This is a genomic window from Methylobacterium sp. 1973 (genome assembly GCF_040545035.1).
In the GTDB taxonomy this organism is placed as follows: Bacteria; Pseudomonadota; Alphaproteobacteria; order Rhizobiales; family Beijerinckiaceae; genus Methylobacterium; species Methylobacterium fujisawaense.
Map to the genome: position 1 here is coordinate 1 of NZ_JBEPLA010000027.1, position 26,107 is coordinate 26,107.

Here is a 26,107-nt window from a genome sequence, read left to right on the forward strand (position 1 = left end):
CGGCCGGCACCCGGCAGGTCGAGGCCGCCTCCGCCAACCTCACCGAACTCGCCCAGGCCCTCATGGCCCTCGCCGAACGCTACCGGAACTGAGGCAGCGCGCCCCTTGGCCGAGGACATCCGCAAGCTCCTGCTCGCCGCCTTCGATGTGGAGCATCGGGAGCACGTCACGGCGATCCGCGGGGCGCTCGGCAGCGCCACGCCGGATTGGAACGACGTCTTCCGCCGGGCCCACAGCCTGAAGGGGGCGGCGCGCGCCGTCGACCTCCCCGCGGTCGAGGCGGTCGCCCACCGCCTCGAGACCCTGTTCGAGGGCGTGCGCACCGGCGCCACCGCCCTCGACCGCGAGGCGGCCAACGCCGTCCACCTCGTCCTCGACCGGATCGAGTCCTACGTCGCCGGCCTCACGGACGGGGCCGGCCCGGAGATGCCGCCCGACGCCCTGGCGGCGCTCGGGCGCCTCCTCGATCTGCCCGGGGAAACGCCGCCGCCCGGCCCGGCCTCGGCTCCGGCCCCGAGCCCGCCCGCCATGCCATCGGCCCCGTCACCGACCCCGTCACCGGCCGCGCCTGCGCCGAAGCCGGCCCCCGAGCCGGCCGAAGCCTCCGCCGCCATCCTGCGGGTGCCGGCGGACGCAGTCGAGGCGCTGGCCCGGGCGAGCCACGATCTGGCCAGCACCCTGGCGGGCCAAGCGCCCGCAGCCGACGGCCTCGCCCGCCTCGCCCGCCTCGCCCGCGACCTGCGCCTCGGCGCGGAGACCATCGCCGCCGGGGCCGGCGCGGAGCGGCCCGAATGGCGCGCCTTCGCGGCCCGCGCCGACGCTTTCGCCCGGGAGGCCGCGGATCTGTCGCGGCGCCAAGCTTCCGCGACCAGCGCGGTCGAGGGGGCGGCGACCCGCGTCCGGGCCGCCGCCGAGCGCCTCGCCCTGGTGCCGGCCGAGACCGTGCTGGCGCCGCTGGCCCGGTCGCTGCGCGAGACGGCCCGGGAGCAGGGCCGCGAGGTCGATATCGACCTGCGGGGCCTCGACCTGCCGGTGGAGCGTGGCACGCTGCAGGCCCTGAAGGATCCGCTGCTCCACGCCCTCCGCAACGCCCTCAGCCACGGCTGGGAGGCGCCGGAGGTGCGGCGCGCGGCCGGCAAGCCGGAGGCCCTGGGCCTCGGGCTCGCGGTCGCAGTGCAGGGCTCCCGCCTTCAGGTCACCGTCTTCGACGATGGGCCCGGGCCGGACCTCGCCCGGATCGAGGCGGCGGCCCGGGCCCGCGGCCTCCTCGGTCCCGCGGCCGCCGCCGACCCGGAGACCCTGCTGCGCCTCGTCTTCGAGCCCGGCTTCTCCACCGCCGAGGCGGTCGATACCCTGTCGGGGCGCGGCTACGGCCTCTCGGTCGCCGCGGACGCCGCCCGCCAGCTCATGGGCAGCGTCCGCCTGGAGCCGCGCGATCCGGCCGGCACCGCCCTGATCTTCAGCCTGCCGCTCTCGGCGGCCCGGCGCAGCCTGCTGCTGGTCGAGGCGGCCGGGCGCAGCTACGCGCTGCCGGGGGGCGCCGTGGAGCGCCTCCTGCGCCTCAAGCGCGGCGAACTCCCGGTCGCGATGGGACGGACGATCCTGCGGCTCGGTGAGGGGGATGCGGCGACGAGCCACCCGGTCACGGACCTCGCCGCGATCTTCGGACAGTCGGCCGATCCCGCCGATCCCGGCATGCTGACCGCCGTGGTGCTGCGGACCCGCGGCGGCCGTCTGGCCCTTTCGGTCGATCGTCTGCACGACGTCCGTCCGTTCCTGGTCCTGCCCGCGCCCGCCTTCGGGGCCGATCCGGGCCTGATCGCCGGCACGGCGGTCCTGCACGGGGACGTGCCGGTCCTGGTCCTCGATCCCGAGGGGATCGCGGTCCGCGCCCTGGCCGGGGCGCCGGGCGGGTCGCTCGGAACGATGGGGCCGGCTCCACGTTCGACGACTCCCGTGTCGCCGCGCGCTTCCGCCCGCGCGACGATTCTGGTCGTCGACGATTCGATCACCACCCGGACCTTGGAGAAGGGCATCTTGGAAGCCGCCGGCTACCGTGTGGTCGTTTGCGTCGACGGGCAGGATGCCCTCGAACGGCTGCGTGCCGAGATCGAGCCCGTGGACCTGGTCCTCGCCGACGTGGAGATGCCACGGCTCGACGGGTTCGGCCTGCTCAAGGCCCTCCGGGCCGACGAGCGCTTCGCCCGGCTTCCGACGATCCTGATGACCTCCCGCGGGGATGCCGCCGACGTCGCCCGGGGCCTGGATCTCGGCGCCGACGCCTACCTCACCAAGCAGAAGTTCGACCAGCGCCAGTTGCTGGATACGATCGGGCAGCTCCTATGACCCCCGTCCGTGTGATGCTCGTGGAGGACAGCCTCGTGGTGCGCGAGCTGCTGCGCCACATCGTCTCCCGCGATCCCCGCCTCGAACTCGTGGCCGCGGTCGCCTCCGGCGAGGAGGCCCTCGACAAGCTCCGGACCGTGCGGCCGGACGTGATCTCGATGGATATCCGCCTTCCGGGCATCGACGGCCTCGAGACGACCCGCCGGATCATGGCCGAGCACCCGACACCGATCGTCGTCGTGGCGGATTCGGTCGAGGATTCCTCGCTGCGCATCTCCATGAACGCGCTGCGGGCCGGGGCCCTGTCGGTGGTCGAGAAGCCGGTGGCCACGACCCATGCCGGCTATGAGGGCGTGGCCGGCGAGATCTGCACGCAGCTGCGGATCATGGCCCAGGTTCCGGTCATCCGCCGCCGCCCGATCGGCACCGAATGGGCGGGCCGTGCCGTCGCTGCGCCCCACGCGCCGCCGGCCGAGCTGACCGGGCAGGCGCCGAGCCTCCTGGGCATCGCCGCCTCGACGGGCGGCCCCCCGGCGCTGGCGCGGGTGATCGGCGCCCTGCCCCAGGATTTCCCGCTGCCGGTGCTGGTGGTCCAGCACATGGGGGCGGCCTTCATGGACGGGTTCGCCAGCTGGCTCGACAGCGTCGTGACCCTGCCGGTGGCGCTGGCCCGGGACGGGGAGCGGGCCGAAGCCGGCCGCGTCTACGTGGCCCCGGGCGACCGCCACCTGGAGATCGGCTCCGGCCGGATCCTGCGGGTGATCGACTCCGCGCCGGTCTCGGGCCAGCGCCCCGCCGCGACCGTGCTGTTCCGGTCCATGGCCCGGCAATCCGGAGCCTCCGGCATCGGCGTGCTGCTCACCGGCATGGGCGAGGACGGAGCCATCGGTCTCGCCGACATGCAGAAGGCCGGCGCCCAGACCGTCGCCGAGCATGAGAGCACCGCGGTCGTCTACGGCATGCCGGCGGCGGCCGTAAGGCTCGGGGCCGCCCGGGCCGTTCTCCCCCTCGACCGCATCGCCGACCACGTCCTGCGCCTCGTGGACGGGGGGGCTCGGCCGTGATCGAGGCCGGCACGGTTGAGGTGCCGGCCCGGATCCTGCTCGTCGAGGATTCGGAGACGCAGGCCCTGGAGCTGCGTCTGCTCCTGGAGGCGCACGGATTCGCCGTGGAGCGCTGCGCCTCCGCCGAGACCGCCCTCGACCACCTCAACCGCAGCCAGCCCGATCTCGTGGTGGCCGACTATCACCTGCCGGGCATGAACGGCGACGAGCTGATCCGGCAGATGCGCCTGTCCCTGCGCACCCGGGCCCTCCCCGTCCTGATGCTGACCGGCGGCAGCGGGGGCGAGCGTCAGGGCCTCGAGAGCGGCGCCGACGCCTACCTGCCGAAATCCGCCGATCGCGACCTGATGATCCTGCGGATCCGCGCCCTGCTGCGCGAGCGTCGCCCCGCGAGCGAGGGCGAGGGCCCGGGCGCGGCCGCGTTCCGGCGCGGGCGGATCCTGGTGATCGACGGGAGCGCGACGTACCGGACCTTCCTCGCCGGCCTGATGGGCCAGGACGGCCACCATGTGGTCAGCGCCGACGGGCCGGACGCGGCGCTGGCCGCCCTGGACGCGGCGGCCGGCGCCGAGGCCTTCGACTGCGTGACGGTCGATCTCCTGGGCCACGCCTATGACGGCCTCGCCCTGTGCCAGGTGATCAGCGAGCGGCGCTCCGGCCAGGCGGCGGGTGCGGGCTTCCACCTCGTCGGGATCGCCGGCAGCGATCCGGCCAAGACTTTCCTCGTCGAAGCCTACGCGGCCGGGGCCGACGACGTGGTCTCGAAGACCGATGCCGAGGTCCTGGCGCTGCGGGTGCGCGGCTTCGTGCGGCGGCGCCTGCTGGAGGAGGATGACCGGCGCATCGCCGGCCAGTTCGGCGAGCGCGAGCGGGCGGTGGAGCGCGCCCGCGCCGAGGCCGAGGCGGCCGAGGCGCGGGCCGGCCTCGCCGACGCCCTGGAGCGCGCCAACCGCGACCTCGCCGACGCCAATCGCCAACTCACCGAGGCGCAGTCCAAGCTCGTCCAGGCCGCCAAGATGGCTTCGCTGGGCGAACTGGTGGCCGGCATCGCCCACGAGATCAACAACCCGCTGGCCTTCATCCTGGCCCATCAGGGCACGGTCGAACGCCTGCTCGGCGAATTGCCGGATGCTGCGCCGGACGCGGCCGCCCGCGCCGTCGACAAGGCCCGGCAACGGGTCGGCTCGATGCGGATGGGGCTGACCCGGATCCAGGATCTCGTGCTGAACCTGCGGAAGTTCTCGCGCCTCGACGAGGGCGAACGTGCCCTGGTCAACGTCCCGGAGGCGATCGAGACGGTGCTGGCCCTGATCCAGCACAAGCTCGGCGACCGGATCGCCGTGGAGCGCAGCTTCGCGGGGCGCGCCGAGATCCACTGCACCCCGGCGCTGCTCAATCAGGTGGTGATGAACATCCTGGGCAACGCCGCCGACGCGATGCCGGAGGGCGGCACGATCCGGATCACGACCCAGTCGAGCCCAGAGTTCGACGAGATCCGTATCAGCGATACCGGTCCCGGAATCCCGGATACGTTGCGGGAGAAGATCTTCGAGCCGTTCTTCACGACGAAACCGGTGGGGTCCGGTACCGGTCTGGGTCTTGCGATTGCATACAGCGTCGTTCAAGCGCATAGCGGCTCGCTCACCGTGGAGACGGCCCCGGGTGGGGGAGCCTGCTTCGTGATCGGGATCCCGCGGCAGGCGCCAGTGCATGAGTGACGGTACGGCAGGTGTAGGGACGATCCTGGCCGTCGACGACGAGCCGGATATCCTGATCGCCCTGGAGGACCTGTTCGAGGAGTCCTACCGGGTGCTGACGACCTCGCGCCCCGCGGAGGCGCTGGAGATCCTGCGCGCCGAGCCCGACATCGCCGTCGTGCTCTCCGACCAGCGCATGCCCGGCCTGACCGGCGACGCGCTCCTCGCCGAGGCCCGGACCTTTCACGACGCGCAGGCGATCCTGCTGACCGGCTACGCCGACATCACCGCGGTGATCGCCGCCCTCAACCGCGGCGGCATCGTCGGTTACGTCACCAAGCCCTGGGATGCCGGCCTGCTGCGCTCCACCGTCCGGCAGGCCTTCGAGCGCCATAGCCTCGGCCGGGACCTCGCCACCGAGCGGGCGCTCCTGCGCGGCCTCCTCGACCACGCCCAGGACGCGATCAGCTTCAAGGACGCCCAGGGCCGGTTCGTGCGGCTGAACGCCCGCAAGGCCGCCCTCCTCGGCCACGACATCGCCGCCTGCCTCGGGCGGCGCGAGGGCGAGCTCCTCGGCCCGAAGGCGGCCCCGGTGACGGCGGCGGACGAGGCGGCGATCCGCTCCGGGGCGGTGGCCGAGAGCCTCATCAGCGATGGCCCGACGGGGGCCGAGCAGTGGAGCCACGTGACGCGCGTGCCGATCCGCGACGCCGGCGGCTCGATCAGCCACCTCGCGATGATCGAGCGCGACGTGACCGAGCAGCGGACCCTGGAGGCCCGGCTGCGGCAATCGGACAAGATGCAGGCACTGGGCACCCTCGCGGGGGGCATCGCGCACGATTTCAACAATCTCCTGACCGCGATCCTCGGCAGCCTCGAACTCGCCGCCCCGAAGGTTGCCGACCAACCGCGGGTCCAGCGGCTGATCGAGAACGCCCGCGGAGCCGCCGAACGCGGCGCGTCCCTGACGAAGCGCCTCCTCAGCTTCAGCCGTGCCCACGACCTCCAGGCACGAGCCGTCGACGTGAACACCCTGATCACCGGGATGAGCGACCTGTTCGGGCGCAGCCTCGGCGGCCTCGTCACGGTCCGGACCGACCTCGAGGAGGGTCTTGCGGCGGTCCAGGTCGATCCGGACCAGCTCGAACTCGCCGTGCTCAACCTCTGCATCAACGCCCGGGACGCCATGCCGGACGGGGGCGCCATCACGGTGGCGACCCGGCAACTCAGCATCGGCGGCGATCCCGAGATCGCCGACGGCACCTATCTGGGCATCAGCGTCACCGACGAGGGCACCGGCATACCGGAGGAGATCCTGCGCCGGGTCTGCGAGCCGTTCTTCACAACCAAGGCGGTCGGCCAGGGGACGGGGCTCGGGCTCGCCATGGTGTTCGGCCTCGCACAGCAATCCAAGGGCCGGCTGGTGATCGACAGCGTGGTCGGGCGCGGTACCCGTGTCGAGCTGGCTCTGCCCTTCGCCGACCAAGCCCCCGAGCAGGCCGCCGAGGCGTCCGGTGCCGCCCCGGTCGCCGGCCGGCGCGCCCGCGTCCTCATCGTCGACGACGACCCGCAGGTGCGGCACGTGACGGCCTCCTTCCTGACCGGATTCGGCCACAGCACCACGGAGGCCGGCGATGGCGAGGCTGCGCTCCGGCTTCTCCAGGGGGACCGCTACGACATCGTCGTGGCCGATCTGGCCATGCCCGGCATGAGCGGCATCGAGCTGGCCGCCGAGATCCGCGACCGGGATCCGCACATGCCGGTCCTGATCCTCACGGGCCACGCCGATGCGATGCAGATCCCCGAGGACCTGCCGGTGCTCGCCAAGCCGTTCCGCTCGGCCGATCTCGCGGCCCGGGTCGCCACGCTGCTGGAGGGTGCGGTCGGGACCTCCGTCTGAGGGGGGCTTGCAACCAACCGGTTGCCGGCTCATTCTCTCTCCGTGGAGCCCGATGGCTCCGGGTTACGAAGAGGAGGTGGACCATGAGCAATCACGGCATCTTCCCGCGCCGCAGGCGTGACAACGATCTGGACCAGGACGGTCCACCGGACGAGTTCCGGCAGGGATAGGGGTTTTCGGAACGCGGCGCGGTCGAGTTCCCGGCCCGTCCGATACGGGCCGCCAGGGCGAGCTCCCGCGACCATCCGAGACGTGGACCCTGCTACAGACCCGTCGGCGCGAGCCGGCGGGTTTTTTTTATGACTCGCGCATCGTCATCACGAGCGGAGCGTAGCGACCCAGGGACACGCGACAGCTTGAGACCGCGCGCTGCCTTGGATTGCTTCGCTCCGCTCGCCAGGACGCGAAACGCAAGAAGCCGCCCCGGATGAGCCGGGACGGCTTCTCAGACATCGGGAGCGTCGGAACGCCCTTCGAGGGATCAGGCGGCCTCGGCGACCTGGCTCGGACCGGAATCCTTGCCGCGGGCCTCGACGTCGCGATCGACGAACTCGATCACGGCCATCGGGGCGTTGTCACCCTGGCGGAAGCCGGCCTTCATGATGCGGCAATAGCCGCCCGGACGGCCCTTGTAGCGCGGGCCGAGCACGGTGAAGAGCTTCTTGACCATGTCGGCATCGCGCAGCTGCGCCATGGCGAGACGACGGGTGTGAACGCTGTCGATGCGGCCGAGCGTGATCAGCTTCTCCACCACCGGGCGCAGATCCTTGGCCTTCGGCAGGGTCGTGATGATCTGCTCGTGCTTGAGCAGAGCGACCGACATGTTGGCGAACATCGCCTTGCGATGCTCGGCGGTGCGGTTGAAACGGCGGCCGCGATAACCGTGACGCATGGTGCTGGCTTCCTTTTCGTCTCGGCCGCCGTGCCACGGTACGGCCGGGTGCCCCGAAATCGGGGCGGTTGATTCCGCATGACCCTGCGGCGGGATTCTTTCGGGACCTCGCGTCGGCTCGGCGAAGTCCCGGGTCTGGACCGGCCGAACCGACGGCGCCGTACAGCGCCGCCCCGTTCAGCCCGAGGCGGCTTCGCCTCTCAGTAGTGCTCCTCGAAGCGCTTGGCGAGGTCCTCGATGTTCTCCGGCGGCCAGCCGGGGATGTCCATGCCGAGGTGCAGGCCCATGCCGGCGAGCACTTCCTTGATCTCGTTGAGCGACTTGCGGCCGAAGTTCGGGGTCCGCAGCATCTCGCCCTCGGACTTCTGGATGAGGTCGCCGATATAGACGATGTTGTCGTTCTTCAGGCAGTTCGCCGAACGGACCGACAGCTCCAGCTCGTCCACCTTCTTAAGCAGCGCCGGGTTGAAGGGCAGCTGCGGCGCGAGCGGCGCGGCCTCTTCCTTGCGCGGATCCTCGAAGTTCACGAAGACCTGCAGCTGGTCCTGGATGATGCGGGCGGCATAGGCCAGCGCATCCTCCGGCGAGACCGCGCCGTTGGTCTCCACCGTCATGGTGAGCTTGTCCTTGTCGAGATCCTGGCCCTCGCGGGTCGTCTCGACGCGGTAGCTGACCTTCGTGACCGGGGAGAACAGCGAATCGACCGGGATGAGGCCGATCGGGGCGTCCTCGGGGCGGTTGCGCTCGGCCGGGACGTAGCCCTTGCCGGTGGCCACCGTGAACTCCATCCGGATCTCGGCACCGTCGTCCAGCGTGCAGATCACGAGGTCGGGGTTCAGGATCTGGATGTCGCCGACCGTGCCGATGTCGCCGGCCGTGACGAGGCCCGGGCCGGTCTTGCGCAGGGTCATGCGCTTGGGCGCGTCCGTCTGCGAGCGGATGGCGATGGTCTTGATGTTGAGGACAATGTCGGTCACGTCCTCGCGCACGCCGGGGATCGACGAGAACTCGTGCAGCACGCCGTCGATCTGCACCGAAGTCACGGCCGCGCCCTGGAGCGACGACAGGAGCACCCGGCGCAGGGCGTTGCCCAGCGTCGTGCCGAAGCCGCGCTCGAGCGGCTCGGCGACGACGGTCGCGACCCGCTTGGGGTCGTCGCCGGTCGTGACCTGCAGCTTGTTCGGCTTGATCAGTTCCTGCCAATTCTTCTGAATGACCACGATCCTACCTCTCGTCCATGCCCGGGATCCGCGACGCCCGTTCCCGCGCTTCGGCCGTTCGGCGCCGCCCCTTGGCGCCCCGAACGGTCCCTGAATCCGTGTTTGCCGTTACTCGCCGCCGACCCAGAGTGCCGGAACGAAGCTGTATCCCGCCCCGTCCCGATCCACGTAGCCGAGCGCCGGGAATTCGAGATGCGAGCCGGCGATGAAGGTCCGCTCGCTCGCCACCGCGTCCATGATCTTCTTGCGCGTCTCCCGCGCCTGATCTCCGTCGACGTCGAAGCCCACACCCGCCTGCGGGTTCTTGAACTGGATCGCCGGCAGGTGCACCACATCCGTCCACATCAGCAGCGACTGTCCACCGGAGACGATGCGGAAACCGCAATGGCCCGGCGTATGGCCGGGCAGATGGAGTGCGGTAATGCCGGGCAGAACCTCGCCACCCCGATGCTCCCGCATCCGCTTGGCATAGGGCGCCACGGCCTTCCGGGCGCCCTCGAAATATGGCTTGGCCTCATCCGGCGCCCGCGACAGGGCCTCGTCCGGCAGCCAGTGGGCCGCCTCGTCGGCGTGAACCACGATCTCGGCGTTCGGGTATCGGGCCGCACCGTCCTTCACGAGCCCGCCCACATGGTCGGGATGCAGGTGGGTGACGAGAACGGTTTCGATCTCCTCCGGCTTGACGCCCGTGAGCGCTAGCGCCGCGCCGGCCCGGCCGAGGGTCTCGGCCGGAGCCAGATCGCCATAGCCCGTATCGATCAGCACCGGCTTGCGGCCGGCGCCGGTGATCAGGAAGGCGTTCAGCGTGATCTTGGGCTGCTCGGTGCGGAAGCCCGCCACCTGTAGCCGCCCGGCCTCCTCCTGGGAGATCCCCGTGACGAGATCGAGGCTGGCCTGAAACCAGCCGTCGTTGAGCGCGGTGACCGTAAGGTCGCCGAGGTTCCAACGCAGCACGCCCGGAAGCGGCTTCGATCCCGTCATGAGCTTCTCCGTCAAAAGGCTTCTCCGGCGCGGATCAGACGCGACGACGCTTGCGCGGCCGGCAGCCGTTGTGCGGGATCGAGGTGACGTCGCGGATCGACGTCACCGTGAAGCCCGCGGCCTGGAGGGCGCGCAGCGCCGACTCGCGGCCCGAACCGGGACCCGACACCTCGACCTCAAGGGTGCGCATGCCGTGCTCGGCGGCCTTGCGGCCGGCATCCTCGGCGGCAACCTGGGCGGCGTACGGGGTCGACTTCCGCGAGCCCTTGAAGCCCATGGCGCCGGCGGACGACCACGAGATCGTGTTGCCCTGCGCGTCCGTGATGGTGATCATCGTGTTGTTGAACGAGGCGTTCACATGGGCGACGCCCGACACGATGTTCTTGCGCTCGCGGCGGCGGACGCGTTGCGGTTCCTTAGCCATCTGTTCTCACTCTTCCTTCAGGCACGCCCGTAACACCAGGCGCTCGGGATTCTTCTTGGGACTTGGCCGCTTGGCCCGTGCAGGGCTGGCGAGCCAGGGCCGGGCGCCTCATGGGACGCCCAGCGGGACGGAATGGAGGCCGAGCGAAGCCCGACCTCCCGATCCCAAAAGATTACTTCTTCTTGCCGGCGATCGGCTTCGCCTTGCCCTTGCGGGTGCGGGCGTTGGTGTGGGTGCGCTGGCCGCGGACCGGCAGCTGCTTGCGGTGACGCAGGCCGCGATAGGCGCCGAGATCCATCAGGCGCTTGATGTTCATCGACACTTCGCGGCGCAGATCGCCTTCGACCAGGTAGTCGCGGTCGATCGTCTCGCGGATCGAGAGAACCTCGGCGTCGGTCAGCTGGTTGACCCGACGTTCGGCGGGGATGTTCACCTTCTGGGTGATCTCCTCGGCCTTCTTGGCGCCGATACCGTGGATGTACTGGAGCGCGATGACGACGCGCTTGTTGGTCGGGATGTTGACGCCTGCGATACGGGCCACGATCACTCTCCATGTCAGGCCCGGGTGTCCGGGCTGGTGTCGCGCGCGTCCGGTGGAGGCCGGCCCCTGCGCACGTGAAACGACGACGCGGCCCGCGGGCGGCCCTGGACAGGGCACCTCGGACCATCGTTCGGTTGGACGAAGGAGGGCCTGCTAGCGCGCGGGCGGCCCGATGTCAACGACCGTCAGGCATGGCCGCGTCCCGTCATGCGCCGCGTGCGGGACCCGGGCCGAGAAGATCGAGGAGCCAAGATGGCGGTTCTGACCAGCGACGGCGCAACGCTCCGGGCCTTCGCCGATTCGGTGTTGCGGGCCGCCGAGGAAACCCTGGACGAGGTCCTGCCGGTGACGCTCGCGGTGATCGGCGGCATCCTCGCCGAAGCGGAGCCCGGCTCCGTGGCGCTCCAGAGCGCGGATGACGGGCCGCCCCTGCTCTGGGCGACCTTCGCCGGGCGCCGCATGGTCTTCCGCTACAACCCGATGACGGCGATGATCGAGCTGCGCATCGGCACCGACGAGGGCTACCCGTTCCGCCTGTTCGGCCACCGCTCGCTTCAGATGGACATAGCCAACTTCTTCGGGAGCCTGCGTCGCGAAGGGCGGGTCTGACGCATCGTCCCGGCCGCCGAGAGCCGACGGCCGCGTCTCAGCGGAAGCCCTGGTTCCGCAGCCGGCAATAGCCGCCCATGTCCTGATAGCCCGCGGGGCAGCGGCGGGCGCAGGTCCCGGCCACATACTTGAGCGGCGGCCGGCAGGCATGGCGGAAGCGCTTCTGCCCGTACACGAAGGACTGGGCGGGGCTCTGCGCGAAGGCCGGCAGAGGGGGGAGTGCGACCGCGAGGAGGAGCGTCGCGGTGGCGAAGAGGCGGAGGGTCATGGCGATTCCGATCCGGGATGCGCCTCTCAACCCACTGAACGCGCCTCGGGTTCACGTCCGCGCGCCACCGAGCGGTCGGCGCGCGGCGATCGACTCAGGAGGCGACGCGCTCCTCGTGCGGCTCCAGCACCGCCATCAGGTCGGCCGTGACCTTGTCGATCGGCTGCATGCCGTCGATGGTCTCCAGCATGCCCTGCTTGGCGTAATAGGCCGACAGCGGGGCCGTCTGGGCGCGATAGGCCTCGAGACGCTGCTTGAACACCTCCGGGGTGTCGTCCTTCCGCACCGCCTGGCCGCGGGCCAAGGTCTCGGCGGCCCGCTTCTCGATGCGGCCGACCAGGGCGTTCTCGTCGACCTTCAGCTCGACCACCGCGGAGAGGCCCATCCCCTTGCCGGCCAGCATCGTGCCGAGGGCCTCGGCCTGCGCCACCGTGCGCGGGAAGCCGTCCAGGATGAAGCCGCGGAGGGCATCCGCCTCCTCGATCCGCTCGGCGACGATGCCGACCACGATCCGATCCGAGACGAGACCGCCGGATTCCATCACGGCCTTCGCCTCGAGGCCGATCGGCGTCCCGGCGGCTACGGCCGCGCGAAGCATGTCGCCGGTGGAAAGCTGCGGGATGCCGAAGCGCTGTACGATCCGCTCGGATTGCGTCCCCTTCCCCGCACCGGGCGGCCCGAGCAGAATGATACGCATGGCGTTGTCCTCGTTCGGCCCACTCTCTCTGTGGGCACAAGCCGTGGTGGCGAAGCCTCCCTGGCATCGCCGGGTTCGGGGTCTTCTAGCCGGTCAGGGCCCGACAGGCATCCAGACCTTTGGGCCAGAGGCGGGCGTGTCCTTGGTGGCGGCCCGCCTCTGTAGCAGGCTCAGCGCCGGCGTTGCGTGGTCGAGGCGCCACGCAGCTTGGCCTTCTTCACGAGGCCCTCGTACTGATGGGCCATCAGGTGCCCGTGGATCTGCGCCACGGTGTCCATCGTGACCGAGACCACGATCAGCAGCGACGTGCCGCCGAAACCGAGGCTCGCCGCCGCGTAGGACGACAGGATCTCCGGGCACAGGCACACCAGGGTCAGGTACAGGGCGCCGATCACCGTGATGCGGGTCAGCACCTTGTCGATGAACGCCGCGGTGCGCTCGCCCGGCCGGATGCCCGGGATGAAGCCGCCATGCTTCTTCAGGTTGTCGGCCGTCTCCTGCGGGTTGAAGACCACCGCGGTGTAGAAGAACGTGAAGAAGATGATCAGCGCCGCGTAGAGCACCATGAACAGCGGGGTGCCGTGGCCGAGATAGGCCGTCACCGTGCCGAGCCAGCCGGTGGCGCCGCCATTGGCCGAGAAGCTTGCGGCGGTCGCCGGCAGCAGCAGAAGCGACGAGGCGAAGATCGGCGGGATCACGCCCGAGGTGTTGAGCTTGAGCGGCAGGAACGAGGTCTGGCCCTCGTACATGCGGTTGCCGACCTGGCGCTTCGGGTAGTTGATCAGGAGGCGGCGCTGGGCGCGCTCCATGAACACGATGAAGTAGACGAGCGCCACGGCGGCGACGCCGACGCCCAAGATGATCGCCGGGGACAAGGCACCGGTGCGTCCGAGTTCCAGCGCGCCCGCGATCGCCACCGGCAGGTGGGCGACGATGCCCGCGAAGATGATCAGCGACGAGCCGTTGCCGATGCCGCGCGAGGTGATCTGCTCGCCGAGCCACATCAGGAACAGGGTGCCGCCGGTGAGCGTGATCACCGTCGAGGCCAGGAAGAACGGCCCCGGATCGATCGCGGCCGAGGAGCCCTGCAGGCCGATGGCGATGCCCCAGGACTGCACCAAAGCCAGCACCACCGTCAGGTAGCGGGTGTACTGGTTGATGACCTTGCGGCCGGACTCACCCTCCTTCTTCAGCGCCTCCAGGCTCGGGATCACCGAGGTCAGGAGCTGCACGATGATCGAGGCCGAGATGTAGGGCATGATGTTCAGGGCGAAGATCGCCATGCGCTCGACCGCGCCGCCCGAGAACATGTTGAACAGGCCCAGCACGCCGCCCGATTGCTGCTGGAAGTTCCGGGCGAACTGCTCCGGGTCGATGCCGGGGATCGGGATGTACGTGCCCAGCCGGAACACCACGAGGGCGCCGAGCGTGAACCAGATGCGCTTCTTCAGCTCATCGGCCTTGGCGATCGCACCGAAATTAAGGTTGGCGGCAAGCTGCTCGGCGGCTGAGGCCATAAGCGTCGCGTCCTGGACATGTCGCCGGGCGGTGGAGCCCGGATGAAACGAAAAACGGCGGCCCGCGTGGTCGCAGGGCCGCCGCTCGAAGGTTCGGCTTAAAGGGTGCGCGGAAACCGTGCAACGGGTCCCGGCGTCGCTCCCGTCAGGCCGTCGCCGCCTCGCTGCCGCCGCGGGTGGAAGCACCCTGGGCGTAGACGACGGTGACCGAGCCGCCGGCCTTCTCGACCGCCTCGACGGCGGACTTGGAGGCGCGGGTGACCTCGAAGCTGAGCTTCGCGGTGAGCTCGCCGACGCCGAGCAGCTTCACGCCGTCGCGGGGACGGGCGATGAGGCCGGCGGCGACCAGGCTCTCCACCGTCACGGTGGCGGCCTTGTCGAGCTTGCCCGCGTCGACAGCCTCCTGGATCCGGCCGAGGTTCACCTCGTTCAGGTCCTGGGCGTAGAGGTTGTTGAAGCCGCGCTTCGGCAGGCGCCGATGCAGCGGCATCTGACCGCCCTCGAAGCCCTTGATGGACACGCCGGTCCGGGCCTTCTGACCCTTCACGCCGCGGCCCGCGGTCTTGCCCTTGCCGGAGCCGATGCCCCGGCCGACGCGCATCCGGTCCTTGGTGGCGCCGGGATTGTCGCTGATCTGGTTGAGCTTCATCGGGACCTCCTCACGCCACGTCGCCGTGGACGCGCACGAGGTGCGCAACCTTGCGGATCATGCCGCGCACGGAGGGGGTATCCTCCAGCTCGGACACGCGGTGGAGCTTGTTGAGCTTCAGGCCGATCAGCGTCGCGCGCTGGCTGGCCTCGCGGCGGATCGGCGAGCCGATCTGCTCGATGCGGAGAGTCTTCTGTGCCATCGGACCCTCCCCTTACGCGACCGCGGCTTCGGACTGGTCGGCCGGATCGGCATCGCGGCGGCGCGACTGGAGGGTCGACACCTTGATGCCGCGGCGGGCCGCCACGGAGCGCGGGCTGTCCTCGTTCTTGAGCGCCTCGAAGGTGGCGCGCACGAGGTTGTAGGGGTTCGAGGACCCCAGCGACTTGGCGACGACGTCCTGCATGCCGAGGGTCTCGAACACGGCGCGCATCGGGCCGCCGGCGATGATGCCGGTACCCTGCGGAGCCGCGCGGAGGATCACCTTGCCGGCGCCGTGGCGGCCGTTGACGTCGTGGTGCAGGGTCCGGCCCTCGCGGAGCGAGACGCGGATCAGGCCGCGCTTGGCGGCCTCGGTCGCCTTGCGGATGGCCTCCGGCACCTCACGGGCCTTGCCGTGGCCGAAGCCGACGCGGCCCTTCTGGTCGCCGACGACGACGAGGGCTGCGAAGCCGAAGCGACGGCCGCCCTTCACCACCTTGGCGACGCGGTTGATGTGGACGAGCTTGTCCACGAACTCGCTGTCGCGCTCCTCGCGATCATCGCGGCGGCCGCGGCCCCCGCCTTCCCGTTCACGTGCCATTGCTTTACCCGTTCATCTCACTGGCGCAGGCGGCGGGCCTGCTCGCTCGATTGCTTCGAATGCCGGACATGCACGGCACGTCCGGCCCGCCGTCGTTAAACGATCCCGATCGGGACCTTGCCGGCGGCGGATGCGCCGCCGGCAAGGTCCCAAAGATCAGAACTCCAGGCCACCCTCGCGGGCGGCCTCGGCCACGGCCGCGACACGGCCATGGTAGATGTAGCCGGAGCGGTCGAAGATCACCTTCGTGACGCCCGCGGCCTTGGCGCGCTCGGCGACCAGCTTGCCCACCGCCTTGGCGGCGGCGACGTCGGCGCCGGTCTTGAGTTCGCCCTTGAGCGCCTTGTCGATCGACGAGGCCGCGGCCAGCGTCTTGCCGGCGACGTCGTCGATGACCTGCACGTAGATCTGCTTCGACGAGCGGAACACCGAGAGCCGCGGGCGGCCGTTGGCGGCGGCCCGCAGCGCGCGGCGGACGCGCGCCTTGCGGCGATCGAGGGCTTCGAGCTTGCGAGACATGATGCCCTCCTTACTTCTTCTTGCCTTCCTTGCGGAAGATGAACTCGCCCGCGTACTTCACGCCCTTGCCCTTGTAGGGCTCGGGTCCGCGGTAATCGCGGATCTCGGCGGCGACCTGACCGACCTGCTGGCGGTTGATCCCGGAGATCGTGATCTCGGTGGGCTTCGGGGTAGCGATCGTGATCCCGGTGGGGATCGCGTATTCGATGTCGTGGCTGTAGCCGAGCGACAGCTTGAGGGCCTTGCCGGCCATCGCGGCGCGATAGCCGACGCCGGTGATCTCGAGCTTCTTCTCGAAGCCCTTCGACACGCCCTCGGCGATGTTGGCGATCTGCGCCCGCGACGTGCCCCACAGGGAGCGCGCCGGCTTGGACTGGTTGACGGGCTGCACCTCGATGGCACCGTCCTTCATCGCCACGGCGACGAGCGACGGCACGTCGTAGGACAGTTCGCCCTTCGAACCCTTCATCTTCACCGTCTGACCGGTGACCGTGGCGGTAACGCCCGCCGGCACGGGGACCGGCTTCTTGCCTACGCGAGACATGGGATAACCTCCTTATGTCCCGATCAGAACACGGTGCAGAGCACTTCACCGCCGACGTTGCGCTCGCGCGCCTCGTGATCGGCCATGACGCCCTGCGGGGTGGAGACGATGGTGACGCCGAGGCCGTCGGCCACGTGCGGCAGCTCGCCGACGGACGAGTAGACCCGGCGGCCGGGCTTCGAGACGCGCTTGATCTCGCGGATCACCGGGCGCCCGTCGTAGTACTTGAGCTCGATGGCGAACTCGGTGCGGCCGTTGCCGAGGTCCGTCGCCGCGTAATCGCGGATGTAGCCCTCGGCCTTCAGGACGTCGAGGACGCTGGCGCGCAGGCGCGAGCCGGGCGTCTGGACGACGTTGCGACGGCGCAGCTGGCCGTTGCGGATGCGGGTGAGCATGTCGCCCACGGGATCGTTGACCATGGGGACCTCCTTACCAGCTCGACTTGACCAGGCCGGGGATCAGGCCCCGGTTGCCAAGCTCGCGCAGCGCCACGCGCGAGATGCCCATCTTGCGGTAATAGGCGCGCGGGCGGCCGGTCATGCCGCAGCGATTGCGGATGCGGGTGGCCGACGAGTTGCGCGGCAGTTCCGCGAGCTTGAGGCGCGCCTCGAAGCGCTCCTCCATCTCGAGGGCTTCGTTGTTGGCGATCTCGAGGAGCGCCTTCCGCTTGGCCGCGAAGCGCTTCACCAGCGCCTTGCGAGCCTCATTCTTCTCGACTGAGCTTTTCTTCGACATGTGGTCTATCTCCGGTGTCCGCGTCTGAAGCCCGAGAGCTTCACTGCCGGAACGGGAACTTGAAGGCGGCGAGCAGGGCCTTGGCCTCGGCATCGGTCTTGGCGGTGGTCGCCACGACGATGTCCATGCCCCAGGTCTGCTCGGCCTTGTCGTAGGAGATCTCCGGGAACACGAGGTGCTCCTTGAGACCGAGGGCGTAGTTGCCGCGGCCGTCGAACGAGCGCGGGTTCAGGCCGCGGAAGTCACGTACGCGCGGCAGCGCGATGGTGATCAGCCGGTCCATGAACTCGTACATGCGCTGCTTGCGCAGGGTCACCTTGCAGCCGATCGGCATGCCCTCGCGGACCTTGAAGGTCGCGATGGCCTTGCGGGCCCGGGTGATGACCGGCTTCTGGCCGGCGATCAGGGCGAGGTCGCCCGCCGCCACCGAGGCCTTCTTCGAGTCCGCGGTGGACTCGCCGACGCCCATGTTGATCACGATCTTGGTGATCTGCGGCACTTCCATCGGGTTCTTGTAGCCGAACTCCTCGATCAGCTTCTGGCGAACCACCTCGTCGTAGTGCTTGCGCAGGCGCGGGGTGTAGGCGTTCTTGTCGGCCTCAGCCATCGATCTGATCCCCCGTGGTCTTGGCGAACCGGACCTTGCGCCCGTCTTCGAGGATGCGGAAACCCACGCGGGTCGGCTTGCCGTTGGCATCCGCGACCGCGATGTTCGAGAGCTGGATGGCGGCCTCCTTAGAGATGATGCCGCCTTCCTGGTTCTGGGTCTGCTTCTGGTGCTTCTTGACCAGGTTGATGCCGCGCACGAAGGCCCGGCCTTCCTTCGGCAGAACCTGGATCACCTCGCCCGACCGGCCCGAATCGCGGCCGGTGAGCACGACGACCTTGTCGCCCTTCTTGATCTTGGCAGCCATTACAGCACCTCCGGAGCCAGGGAGATGATCTTCATGTGGTTGCGGGCGCGGAGCTCGCGCGGAACCGGTCCGAAGATACGGGTGCCGATCGGCTCCTTCTGATTGTTGATCAGGACCGCGGCGTTCTTGTCGAAGCGGATGACCGAACCGTCGGCACGCTTCACGTCCTTGGCGGTGCGGACGACGACCGCCTTCATGACGTCGCCCTTCTTGACGCGACCGCGCGGGATCGCCTCCTTGACGGAGACGACGATCACGTCGCCCACGCCGGCATACTTGCGCTTCGACCCGCCGAGAACCTTGATGCACATCACACGGCGTGCACCCGAGTTGTCGGCGACGTCCAGATTCGTCTGCATCTGGATCACGTGCGTGACTCCTTGTTTCAGGCGGGTTTCCGCACACGGACGGTATTGCCCGGCGGACGACGCCTGATGGGGACCTGATGTCCCCGGCTCATGTGTTCGACCGCGCTGGCGGTGTCGCAAGGACACCGGCGCGGTCACCGCGTTCACAGGGTGCGAGCACCCATCGGAATGTCGCGAAGGCCGGGCGGATACTACGGGCCGCCCCGGATGGCAAGCGGAGCGGCGTGAAATCGTCGGCGGCGCATGGCTGGATTGACCCGATGCACGGCCTGGTTCCAGTCGGCGCCCGTCAGGAGGCCGCGTCGCATGGGGATCGTCGGCGCGCTCCGATTCGGCCTCGCGCGCACGACTCGCTGCGGATGCGTCATGCGGGCCGGCGTGCCTCTCAAAACGCGACGACCGGCGCGCCTCTCGGCGCACCGGTCGCTGAGCGCTCGGGCGGGACTCAGGCGGGCTGGCCGCCTGATTCGAACAGGAAGCCGTCGAGGCTCGGGATCGTCACCGACGCGCCGCTCGCGGGCTTCGACAGGCGCCAGGGCCGCTCCGAGCGGGCGCGGATCGCTTCGGAGGGGCGGAGCCGCCGCATGAGACCGTCCTCGCCGACCTCCTCGATCGCCAGGAATCCGTAGACCTGAAGCCGGGAGGCCGTCAGTTTCGTCCCGCGATCCTCGGCGGCGACGACCATGCTGCCGGTGGCGTAGACGGCATCGAGCAGGGACCGCTGCTCGCTGCGCCGGCGGCTGCGTGCCTCCCACTCGCCCGGTGCCTGGGCGGGAATGGCCCGCCGGAACGGAACGACGTTGCTGACCGCGACGCAACCCATACGCAAAACCCTTGACGCAGACCCGCGGCGGCACGCAGGCCGCCCGTTGATCGCGACAATTCGACGGATCGCTTTAATTCTCCGTAGACCCTGCCGGCGCCCCCCTGCCCCGATCCGGTACGTCCCCTTCGGCAACCCGGCAGGATTTGCCGGCTTGCCCGCGTCCGGGGCGGGGTCCTCACGGCGGCCGCACCGGCCATCAACGGGCCTCCTCTCATCTCCGCCGGATGGCTTCGGCCCCTCTGGGCTGCCTCTCCCCCCCAAGGCGGAGTGGGACGCATCGCGCGACGGTTTCGGCAGGAGACCGTTTCATCGCCGGCCGAATCCGAGGTCGCGGCCATCGTTCGATCCGGCACGACGGGCGACCCAGGGGCCTGCTCCGGTCAGGATGGCCTCAGCCGAGATGTGCCGTCGGTCGCGAGCGGCGCCGCACGAGCCGCGCGGCGAGCCTGTCGAGGGCGACGCACAGGCCCGCGTAGAGGGCGCCGACGAACAGGAAGATCTCGGCCGGGTAGACCATGGTGCGGTTGTTCACCTGGGTGGCCACGAAGGACAACTCGGGCACGCCGATCACGTAGGCGAGCGAGGTGTCCTTGATGAGCGTGGTCCATTGATTGACGAAGGACGGCACCATGGCCCTGAGCGCCTGTGGCAGGATGATGAAGCGCAGCACCGGCCAGCGGCCGAAGCCGAGGGCGAGGCCCGCCTCCCACTGGCCGTGGCCGATGCTCTCGATCCCGGCCGCCACCCCGTACGAGAGATAGGCCCCGCCGACGAGCGCCAGGGTCGCCGCCACGGTGCCGATCTCCGGAATCGACACGCCGAACAGGATCGGCAGCAGGAAGTAGCTCCAGAAGATCAGCATCACGATCGGCACGGCGCGTAAGACGCCGAGCCCGATGGTCAGAGCGACGCGGGACGGCCCCGCGCTCATCGCCAGGGCGATGCCCAGGACGAGACCCAGCAGGGCCGAGGCGAGGCCGGACAGGCCGGAGAGGATCAGCGTCAGCGCCAGCCCGCCGACCGGGCCCCTGGGCCAGGCGCCGAGCAGCAGGTAGCCGAGATTGTCGGTGATGATCGCAGGGTTCATCGGCGCGGTCCCGGAGCCGCGGCGCGGCGGGCCACCGCCTGCCCCGCCGCCTCGACCAGGGCGACCGCGCCCACATAGAGCAGCGTCGCGATGCCGAAGGCCTGGAAGGTCTTGAACGTCTCGGTCTCCACCTGCCGGGACGCGTAGGACAGCTCCGCGAGGCCGATCGTCATGGTGAGGGCGGTGTTCTTGATCGTGTTGAGGTACTGGCCGACGATCGGCAGCCAGGCGACGCGCAGGGCCTGTGGCAGGACGATGTGGTGGAAGGCCTGGACCGGCGTCAGGCCAAGGGCGATGGCCGCCTCCCGCTGGCCGGGGCGGACACCGTTGACGCCTGCCCGGCCCTCCTCGGCGATATAGGCGCCCGCATAGACGGTGAGGCCGAAGAATCCGGCCAGGGTCTCGTAGGCCGGCCAATGCACGGCGCCGAATCCCAGATCGAGGGCGTGCGGCGTGTTCAACCAGGTTGTCGCGCCGCTCGGCAACAGGGCTGCGCCCACGAAGTACCAGACGAAGAGCTGCACCAGCAGCGGCGTGTTCCGGACGATCCCGACGAAGCCGGCCACTGCCCGCCCGGCCGCGGCGCCGCCCGCTTCCCGCAGGCAGCACGCCGCGAGACCCACCCCGGTGCCGGCGAGACACACGGCCGCCGAGAGGGCCAGGGTGAGTTCGAAGCCTTGGATCAGCCAGACGAGGTAGCGAGGCGCCAACAGGTCGCCGAAGAGCTGGCCCATCGCCGCCGCCCGGCCTCGGCTAGTTGCGGTCGCCGATTCGGAACAGCCGCGGCAGCGGCTGCTCGGTGTTCGGGCCGAACCAGCGATCGTAGATCTGTGCCGCCTTGCCGTGCGCCTCCAACTCGCGCAGCGCCTCGTTCACGAGATCCCGAAGCCGGCCCTCCCACTTCGGGATGCCGACGCCGATATAGTCGTTGGAGATGCTGAAGGGCGGGATCTCGTAATTCTGGCGGTCCGGCACCTTCGCCAGCAGCCCGACGAGCTTCGGCCCGTCCTGCGTGATCGCCTGGACGTTGCCGTTGCGCAGGGCCGTGAAGGCGAAGGGCGTGTCATCGAAGGCGACCACCGTCGCCTTCGGGAAGTCCCGGCGCAGCACGATCTCGTTGGTGGTGCCCCTGTCGACGCCGATGCGCAGGCCGTTGAGCTGATCGGGGGACGACAGGGTGCCCTTCTTGGTCAGGAACTGCTGGCCGGACGCGAAGTAGGGGATGCTGAAGTCGAGTTGCTTGCCCCGCTCCTCCGTGATCGTGAAGTTCGCCAGGACCAGATCGACTTTGCCGGAGATCAGCAGCGGGATCCGATTCGCCGGGTTGGTGGGACGCAGTTCGACCTTTACGCCGAGCTTGTCGGCGATGGCCTGTGCGTAATCGACATCGAGCCCGGCAATCTGCAGGGTCCCGCGATCAACGAAGCCGAAGGGCGGATTGCTGTCAAAGACGGCCACCCGGAGAACGCCGGCCTTCCGGATGTCGTCGAGCCTGTCGGCCTGAGCTGCACTCACCGAACAAAGGATTGCCAGGGCGAGAGCGAAGAGGCGGCGCACGCGAATCTCCATTGGACAGAGCGGTGACAAAAACTCGGGCCGTTCACGGACGACGAAAGATTTTCGGTGCCGGGTGCAAGACGATCTCCGATCCGGAGAAGACGATCGGAGCGGTCTGTCCCGAGCCTCCGCATCATTCTCTGAAAGCCGCAATCCGATCAACGGACCGGATTTCCGTTTTTCACCGGGTCATCAGCACAGCGTGCTGGGAAAGCGTGGAGAAAGGCGGTGGATGTTCTTCTCGAACCGGCAGGACGATTCGCGTGACCTTGCCCGGGTTCTGCCGCGGGTTGATGCCGTCCCGGATCGAGCGCGGGGGCGGCCGTGGTTGACGGTCCGGTGATGCGGTGAGGGTCATGTCCGCGCGGACGGGGATTCCGCGCCTTGACCGATCCTTAACCTCCGGCGCGGTGCAGTTTTCTGCCGCCACCGCATTGACCTGCGGGACAACCGCGGCTAGAAGCGCGCCACTTCGGACGGCCATCGGCTGCCGACGGCCCTTGGGCATACCCCCTTGACGCCGCCGCCATCGCCCCGCGCGCTCCGAGGGTTCAAATCGCCTGACGCTTAAGTCAGATCCGTAGGTATGAGCGCGTTCGTTTCGGGCGTGCTCCTCTGCCCACACCGCGCCGAGGGTCCGTGACAGGCCCTCCGGCGCATATTCGTTTTGCGGACTGCCCTGTGCAGTCCGGCCTAGGTGACCGAGGAAGAGGGCACAGGATGCCGACGATCAACCAGCTGATCGCCCAGCCGCGGAAGATCCAGCGGAGCCGCAACAAGGTTCCGGCGCTCGACGCTTGCCCGCAGAAGCGCGGCGTCTGCACCCGCGTCTACACGACGACCCCGAAGAAGCCGAACTCGGCGCTCCGTAAGGTCGCCAAGGTGCGCCTCACCAACGGCTTCGAGGTGATCGGCTACATCCCGGGTGAGGGTCACAACCTTCAGGAGCACTCCGTGGTGATGATCCGCGGCGGCCGCGTGAAGGATCTTCCAGGCGTGCGCTACCACATCCTGCGCGGCGTGCTCGACACGCAGGGCGTGAAGAACCGCAAGCAGCGCCGGTCGAAGTACGGCGCCAAGCGTCCGAAGTAAGTCGGACGCCCGGATTTTTCCCGGGCGCCGGTCTGCGTTTCCACGGCCTCGCAAGGATGTCGCCGGCCTTTCGGCTCAGGCGACCTGCGCGGGGTGCTTAAGATCTTTTCGTTCGAGAGTTCCAGAAGATGTCCCGTCGTCACTCTGCCGAGAAGCGTGAGATCATCCCGGACCCGAAGTACGGGGACGTGGTGCTGACGAAGTTCATGAACTCCATCATGTACGAGGGCAAGAAGTCGACCGCCGAGCGGATCGTCTACGGTGCCTTCGACATCGTCGAGAACCGCGCCCGCGCCAACCCGATCGAGGTGTTCCGCGCCGCCCTCGACAACGTCGCCCCGATGATCGAGGTCCGCTCCCGCCGCGTCGGCGGCGCGACATACCAGGTGCCCGTCGAGGTGCGCACCGAGCGTCGCCAGGCCCTCGCCATCCGTTGGCTGATCCAGGCGGCCCGTTCGCGCAACGACCGGACCATGATCGAGCGGCTCTCCGCCGAGCTGCTCGACGCCGCCAACAACCGCGGCAACGCCGTCAAGAAGCGGGAAGACACGCACCGGATGGCGGAAGCCAACCGCGCCTTCTCGCACTACCGCTGGTAAGCGGTTCCGCCGTCTCTCAGGAGCAATTCGATGCCCCGCACGCACGCGATCGAGGACTACCGCAACTTCGGCATCATGGCCCACATTGATGCCGGCAAGACCACGACGACCGAGCGGATCCTCTACTACACCGGAAAGTCCCATAAGATCGGCGAGGTCCATGAGGGCGCCGCCACCATGGACTGGATGGCGCAGGAGCAGGAGCGTGGCATCACGATCACCTCGGCTGCGACGACCTGCTTCTGGCGCGACAAGCGCCTGAACATCATCGACACCCCCGGCCACGTCGACTTCACCATCGAGGTCGAGCGCTCCCTGCGCGTGCTCGACGGCGCCGTGTGCGTGCTCGACGGCAACCAGGGCGTCGAGCCGCAGACCGAGACCGTGTGGCGCCAGGCCGACAAATACGACGTGCCGCGCGTCGTGTTCGTCAACAAGATGGACAAGATCGGCGCCGACTTCTTCAAGTGCGTCGCCGACATCATCGACCGCGTCGCCGGCAAGCCCGTCTGCCTGCAGCTGCCGATCGGTGCCGAGTCCAGCTTCCAGGGCGTGATCGACCTCATCAAGATGAAGGCGATCGTCTGGACGGGTGAGGCGCTCGGCGCCAACTTCGACGAGACCGAGATCCCGGCCGACCTGAAGGATCAGGCTGTCGAGTACCGCACCAAGCTGGTCGAGGCCTGCGTCGAGCTCGATGACGAGGCGATGTCCGCCTACCTCGACGGCACCGAGCCCGACGAGGCGACCATGCGCCGCCTGGTGCGCAAGGCCGTGCAGCTGCGCGCCTTCCACCCGGTGCTGTGCGGCTCGGCCTTCAAGAACAAGGGCGTGCAGCCGCTCCTCGACGCCGTCGTGGACTACCTGCCCTCCCCGGCCGATCGCGGCGAGATCAAGGGCATCGACTTCAAGACCGAGGAAGAGACCGTCCGTCACCCGACGGATTCGGATCCCTTCTCCATGCTCGCCTTCAAGATCATGGACGATCCCCACGTCGGCACGATCACTTTCTGCCGCGTGTACTCGGGCAAGGTCGAGACCAGCGCCAACGTGCTGAACTCGTCGCGCGACAAGAAGGAGCGCGTCGGCCGCATGCTCCTGATGCACGCCAACAACCGTGAGGACATCAAGGAGGCCTTCGCGGGCGACATCGTCGCCCTGGCCGGCCTCAAGGATACCCGCACGGGCGACACCCTCTGCGATCCGCAGAAGGCCGTGATCCTCGAGAAGATGGAGTTCCCCGAACCCGTCATCGAGATCGCCGTCGAGCCGAAGTCGAAGGCCGATCAGGAGAAGCTCGGCATCGCGCTCTCGAAGCTCGCCGCCGAGGATCCGTCCTTCCGCGTGTCCACGGACCAGGAATCCGGCCAGACCATCCTCCGGGGGATGGGCGAGCTCCACCTGGACATCAAGGTCGACATCTTGCGCCGCACCTACAAGGTCGACGCGAATATCGGCCAGCCGCAGGTGGCCTACCGCGAGAAGCTGACCCGCCGTCAGGAGATCGACTACACGCACAAGAAGCAGACCGGCGGTACCGGCCAGTTTGCCCGCGTGAAGTTCGTGGTCGAGCCGAACGAGCCGGGCGCCGGCTTCCAGTTCGAGTCGAAGATCGTCGGCGGCGCGGTGCCGAAGGAGTACATCCCCGGCGTCGAGAAGGGCCTGAACTCGGTCCTGGGCGCGGGCGTCCTGGCCGGCTTCCCGGTGGTCGACGTGAAGGTCGAGCTGATCGACGGCGCCTACCACGACGTCGACTCCTCGGCGCTGGCCTTCGAGATCGCGTCCCGCGCAGCCCTCCGTGAGGCCCTGCAGAAGGGCGGCTCGGTCCTGCTCGAGCCGGTGATGAAGGTCGAGGTCGTCTCGCCGGAAGAGTACACCGGCTCGGTCATCGGCGACCTGAACTCCCGCCGCGGCCAGATCCAGGGTCAGGACATGCGCGGCAACGCCAACGTCATCAACGCGATGGTGCCGCTGGCCAACATGTTCGGCTACGTGAACAACCTGCGCTCCATGTCGCAGGGCCGGGCGAACTTCACCATGCAGTTCGACCACTACGAAGAGGTGCCGCGCGGCGAGGCCGACAAGGTCATCGCCAAGTACGCCTAAGGCTTCGGCCTGAGGCATCTCTTCTTCCGCAACGCGAATTCGAATCTAGGAGGCTCTGATGGGCAAGGAAAAGTTCTCCCGCACCAAGCCGCACTGCAACATTGGCACGATTGGTCACGTTGACCACGGCAAGACGTCGTTGACGGCGGCGAT

At 69.2% G+C, this 26,107-nt stretch carries 31 protein-coding genes; 9 read left to right on the plus strand and 22 right to left on the minus strand.

Going from position 1 to position 26,107, the window contains the following annotated elements:
* Positions 1–105: 105 nt before the first annotated feature.
* From ABIC70_RS27550 to ABIC70_RS27565, 4 genes are read left to right on the plus strand one after another with little or no spacing between them, the layout of a single operon-like run.
* Complete coding sequence (locus tag ABIC70_RS27550; protein WP_354442284.1) at positions 106–2,346, plus strand: hybrid sensor histidine kinase/response regulator; 2,241 nt, start codon at positions 106–108, stop codon at positions 2,344–2,346.
* Positions 2,343–3,410: a chemotaxis-specific protein-glutamate methyltransferase CheB gene (gene cheB, locus ABIC70_RS27555; protein ID WP_043387373.1), complete on the plus strand. Its 1,068-nt coding sequence runs from the start codon at positions 2,343–2,345 to the stop codon at positions 3,408–3,410. The genes ABIC70_RS27550 and cheB overlap by 4 nt, the downstream gene beginning before the upstream one ends.
* A complete protein-coding gene (locus ABIC70_RS27560; RefSeq protein WP_043387375.1) occupies positions 3,407–5,128 on the plus strand; it encodes a response regulator in 1,722 nt (573 codons plus the stop codon). Before cheB ends, ABIC70_RS27560 begins: the two co-directional genes overlap by 4 nt.
* A complete protein-coding gene (locus ABIC70_RS27565) occupies positions 5,121–7,007 on the plus strand; it encodes a response regulator (RefSeq protein ID WP_043355050.1) in 1,887 nt (628 codons plus the stop codon). The genes ABIC70_RS27560 and ABIC70_RS27565 overlap by 8 nt, the downstream gene beginning before the upstream one ends.
* Before the next feature lie 481 nt (positions 7,008–7,488).
* Here the strand turns inward: ABIC70_RS27565 and rplQ are convergent, their stop codons facing one another.
* The 5 genes from rplQ to rpsM form a co-directional block, all read right to left on the minus strand.
* Positions 7,489–7,899: a 50S ribosomal protein L17 gene (gene rplQ, locus ABIC70_RS27570; RefSeq protein ID WP_043355049.1), complete on the minus strand. Its 411-nt coding sequence runs from the start codon at positions 7,897–7,899 to the stop codon at positions 7,489–7,491.
* Positions 7,900–8,099: 200 nt separating this feature from the next.
* Complete coding sequence (locus ABIC70_RS27575; protein ID WP_010686165.1) at positions 8,100–9,119, minus strand: DNA-directed RNA polymerase subunit alpha; 1,020 nt, start codon at positions 9,117–9,119, stop codon at positions 8,100–8,102.
* Between the two features lie 108 nt (positions 9,120–9,227).
* Positions 9,228–10,100: an MBL fold metallo-hydrolase gene (locus ABIC70_RS27580; protein WP_274927291.1), complete on the minus strand. Its 873-nt coding sequence runs from the start codon at positions 10,098–10,100 to the stop codon at positions 9,228–9,230.
* A gap of 34 nt (positions 10,101–10,134) precedes the next feature.
* A complete protein-coding gene (gene rpsK, locus ABIC70_RS27585; RefSeq protein ID WP_010686167.1) occupies positions 10,135–10,524 on the minus strand; it encodes a 30S ribosomal protein S11 in 390 nt (129 codons plus the stop codon).
* Between the two features lie 172 nt (positions 10,525–10,696).
* Positions 10,697–11,065, minus strand: a complete 369-nt coding sequence (rpsM, locus tag ABIC70_RS27590) for a 30S ribosomal protein S13 (RefSeq protein ID WP_010686168.1) — start codon at positions 11,063–11,065, stop codon at positions 10,697–10,699.
* A 252-nt stretch (positions 11,066–11,317) separates the two neighbouring features.
* Between rpsM and ABIC70_RS27595 the strand changes: the two genes are divergently transcribed.
* Positions 11,318–11,674 carry a hypothetical protein gene (locus ABIC70_RS27595; RefSeq protein ID WP_354442289.1) on the plus strand — a complete coding sequence of 119 codons (357 nt, stop codon included), beginning with the start codon at positions 11,318–11,320 and terminating at the stop codon, positions 11,672–11,674.
* A 37-nt stretch (positions 11,675–11,711) separates the two neighbouring features.
* On the opposite strand, the gene ABIC70_RS27600 is transcribed toward ABIC70_RS27595, so the two are convergent.
* The 17 genes from ABIC70_RS27600 to ABIC70_RS27680 form a co-directional block, all read right to left on the minus strand.
* Positions 11,712–11,942, minus strand: coding sequence for a hypothetical protein (locus ABIC70_RS27600; RefSeq protein ID WP_043757447.1), 231 nt, complete (start codon positions 11,940–11,942; stop codon positions 11,712–11,714).
* Positions 11,943–12,036: 94 nt separating this feature from the next.
* On the minus strand, positions 12,037–12,639 hold the full coding sequence (locus ABIC70_RS27605) for an adenylate kinase (RefSeq protein ID WP_354442291.1): 603 nt from the start codon (positions 12,637–12,639) through the stop codon (positions 12,037–12,039).
* Positions 12,640–12,809: 170 nt separating this feature from the next.
* Entirely contained in the window at positions 12,810–14,156 is a 1,347-nt protein-coding gene (gene secY, locus ABIC70_RS27610; RefSeq protein ID WP_043387379.1) for a preprotein translocase subunit SecY, read from the minus strand.
* Between the two features lie 145 nt (positions 14,157–14,301).
* Positions 14,302–14,805: a 50S ribosomal protein L15 gene (gene rplO / locus ABIC70_RS27615; RefSeq protein WP_043355037.1), complete on the minus strand. Its 504-nt coding sequence runs from the start codon at positions 14,803–14,805 to the stop codon at positions 14,302–14,304.
* A 10-nt stretch (positions 14,806–14,815) separates the two neighbouring features.
* Positions 14,816–15,007, minus strand: coding sequence for a 50S ribosomal protein L30 (gene rpmD, locus ABIC70_RS27620; protein ID WP_043355035.1), 192 nt, complete (start codon positions 15,005–15,007; stop codon positions 14,816–14,818).
* Between the two features lie 12 nt (positions 15,008–15,019).
* A complete protein-coding gene (gene rpsE, locus ABIC70_RS27625; protein WP_043355033.1) occupies positions 15,020–15,607 on the minus strand; it encodes a 30S ribosomal protein S5 in 588 nt (195 codons plus the stop codon).
* 156 nt (positions 15,608–15,763) lie between these two features.
* Complete coding sequence (rplR, locus tag ABIC70_RS27630) at positions 15,764–16,126, minus strand: 50S ribosomal protein L18 (protein ID WP_010686176.1); 363 nt, start codon at positions 16,124–16,126, stop codon at positions 15,764–15,766.
* Positions 16,127–16,136: 10 nt separating this feature from the next.
* The gene (gene rplF / locus ABIC70_RS27635) at positions 16,137–16,670 is read right to left on the minus strand and encodes a 50S ribosomal protein L6 (protein ID WP_043387380.1); all 534 of its coding nucleotides are present in this window, start codon (positions 16,668–16,670) and stop codon (positions 16,137–16,139) included.
* A 23-nt stretch (positions 16,671–16,693) separates the two neighbouring features.
* On the minus strand, positions 16,694–17,089 hold the full coding sequence (gene rpsH, locus ABIC70_RS27640; protein WP_012319176.1) for a 30S ribosomal protein S8: 396 nt from the start codon (positions 17,087–17,089) through the stop codon (positions 16,694–16,696).
* A 10-nt stretch (positions 17,090–17,099) separates the two neighbouring features.
* A complete protein-coding gene (rpsN, locus tag ABIC70_RS27645; protein WP_043387382.1) occupies positions 17,100–17,405 on the minus strand; it encodes a 30S ribosomal protein S14 in 306 nt (101 codons plus the stop codon).
* A 40-nt stretch (positions 17,406–17,445) separates the two neighbouring features.
* A complete protein-coding gene (gene rplE, locus ABIC70_RS27650) occupies positions 17,446–18,012 on the minus strand; it encodes a 50S ribosomal protein L5 (RefSeq protein WP_043348261.1) in 567 nt (188 codons plus the stop codon).
* Positions 18,005–18,319 (minus strand): 50S ribosomal protein L24, encoded by a 315-nt coding sequence (rplX, locus tag ABIC70_RS27655; RefSeq protein ID WP_012319178.1) that lies wholly within the window; start codon positions 18,317–18,319, stop codon positions 18,005–18,007. Before rplX ends, rplE begins: the two co-directional genes overlap by 8 nt.
* Positions 18,319–18,687, minus strand: coding sequence for a 50S ribosomal protein L14 (gene rplN, locus ABIC70_RS27660; protein ID WP_010686182.1), 369 nt, complete (start codon positions 18,685–18,687; stop codon positions 18,319–18,321). Before rplN ends, rplX begins: the two co-directional genes overlap by 1 nt.
* 445 nt (positions 18,688–19,132) lie before the next feature.
* Positions 19,133–19,510 carry a hypothetical protein gene (locus ABIC70_RS27665; protein ID WP_043348264.1) on the minus strand — a complete coding sequence of 126 codons (378 nt, stop codon included), beginning with the start codon at positions 19,508–19,510 and terminating at the stop codon, positions 19,133–19,135.
* Between the two features lie 394 nt (positions 19,511–19,904).
* On the minus strand, positions 19,905–20,600 hold the full coding sequence (locus ABIC70_RS27670) for an amino acid ABC transporter permease (protein WP_354442296.1): 696 nt from the start codon (positions 20,598–20,600) through the stop codon (positions 19,905–19,907).
* Positions 20,597–21,334, minus strand: coding sequence for an amino acid ABC transporter permease (locus ABIC70_RS27675; protein ID WP_354442298.1), 738 nt, complete (start codon positions 21,332–21,334; stop codon positions 20,597–20,599). The genes ABIC70_RS27670 and ABIC70_RS27675 overlap by 4 nt, the downstream gene beginning before the upstream one ends.
* Before the next feature lie 19 nt (positions 21,335–21,353).
* The gene (locus tag ABIC70_RS27680; RefSeq protein WP_354442300.1) at positions 21,354–22,157 is read right to left on the minus strand and encodes an ABC transporter substrate-binding protein; all 804 of its coding nucleotides are present in this window, start codon (positions 22,155–22,157) and stop codon (positions 21,354–21,356) included.
* Between the two features lie 720 nt (positions 22,158–22,877).
* Here ABIC70_RS27680 and rpsL point away from each other — a divergent pair.
* The 4 genes from rpsL to ABIC70_RS27700 form a co-directional block, all read left to right on the plus strand.
* Positions 22,878–23,249 (plus strand): 30S ribosomal protein S12, encoded by a 372-nt coding sequence (rpsL, locus tag ABIC70_RS27685; protein ID WP_007557568.1) that lies wholly within the window; start codon positions 22,878–22,880, stop codon positions 23,247–23,249.
* A 128-nt stretch (positions 23,250–23,377) separates the two neighbouring features.
* Complete coding sequence (rpsG, locus tag ABIC70_RS27690) at positions 23,378–23,848, plus strand: 30S ribosomal protein S7 (protein ID WP_007557567.1); 471 nt, start codon at positions 23,378–23,380, stop codon at positions 23,846–23,848.
* Between the two features lie 30 nt (positions 23,849–23,878).
* Positions 23,879–25,954, plus strand: a complete 2,076-nt coding sequence (gene fusA / locus ABIC70_RS27695; protein ID WP_043387390.1) for an elongation factor G — start codon at positions 23,879–23,881, stop codon at positions 25,952–25,954.
* Between the two features lie 58 nt (positions 25,955–26,012).
* On the plus strand, positions 26,013–26,107 hold a 95-nt coding region (locus ABIC70_RS27700), incomplete at its 3' end, for a GTP-binding protein (RefSeq protein WP_133250949.1).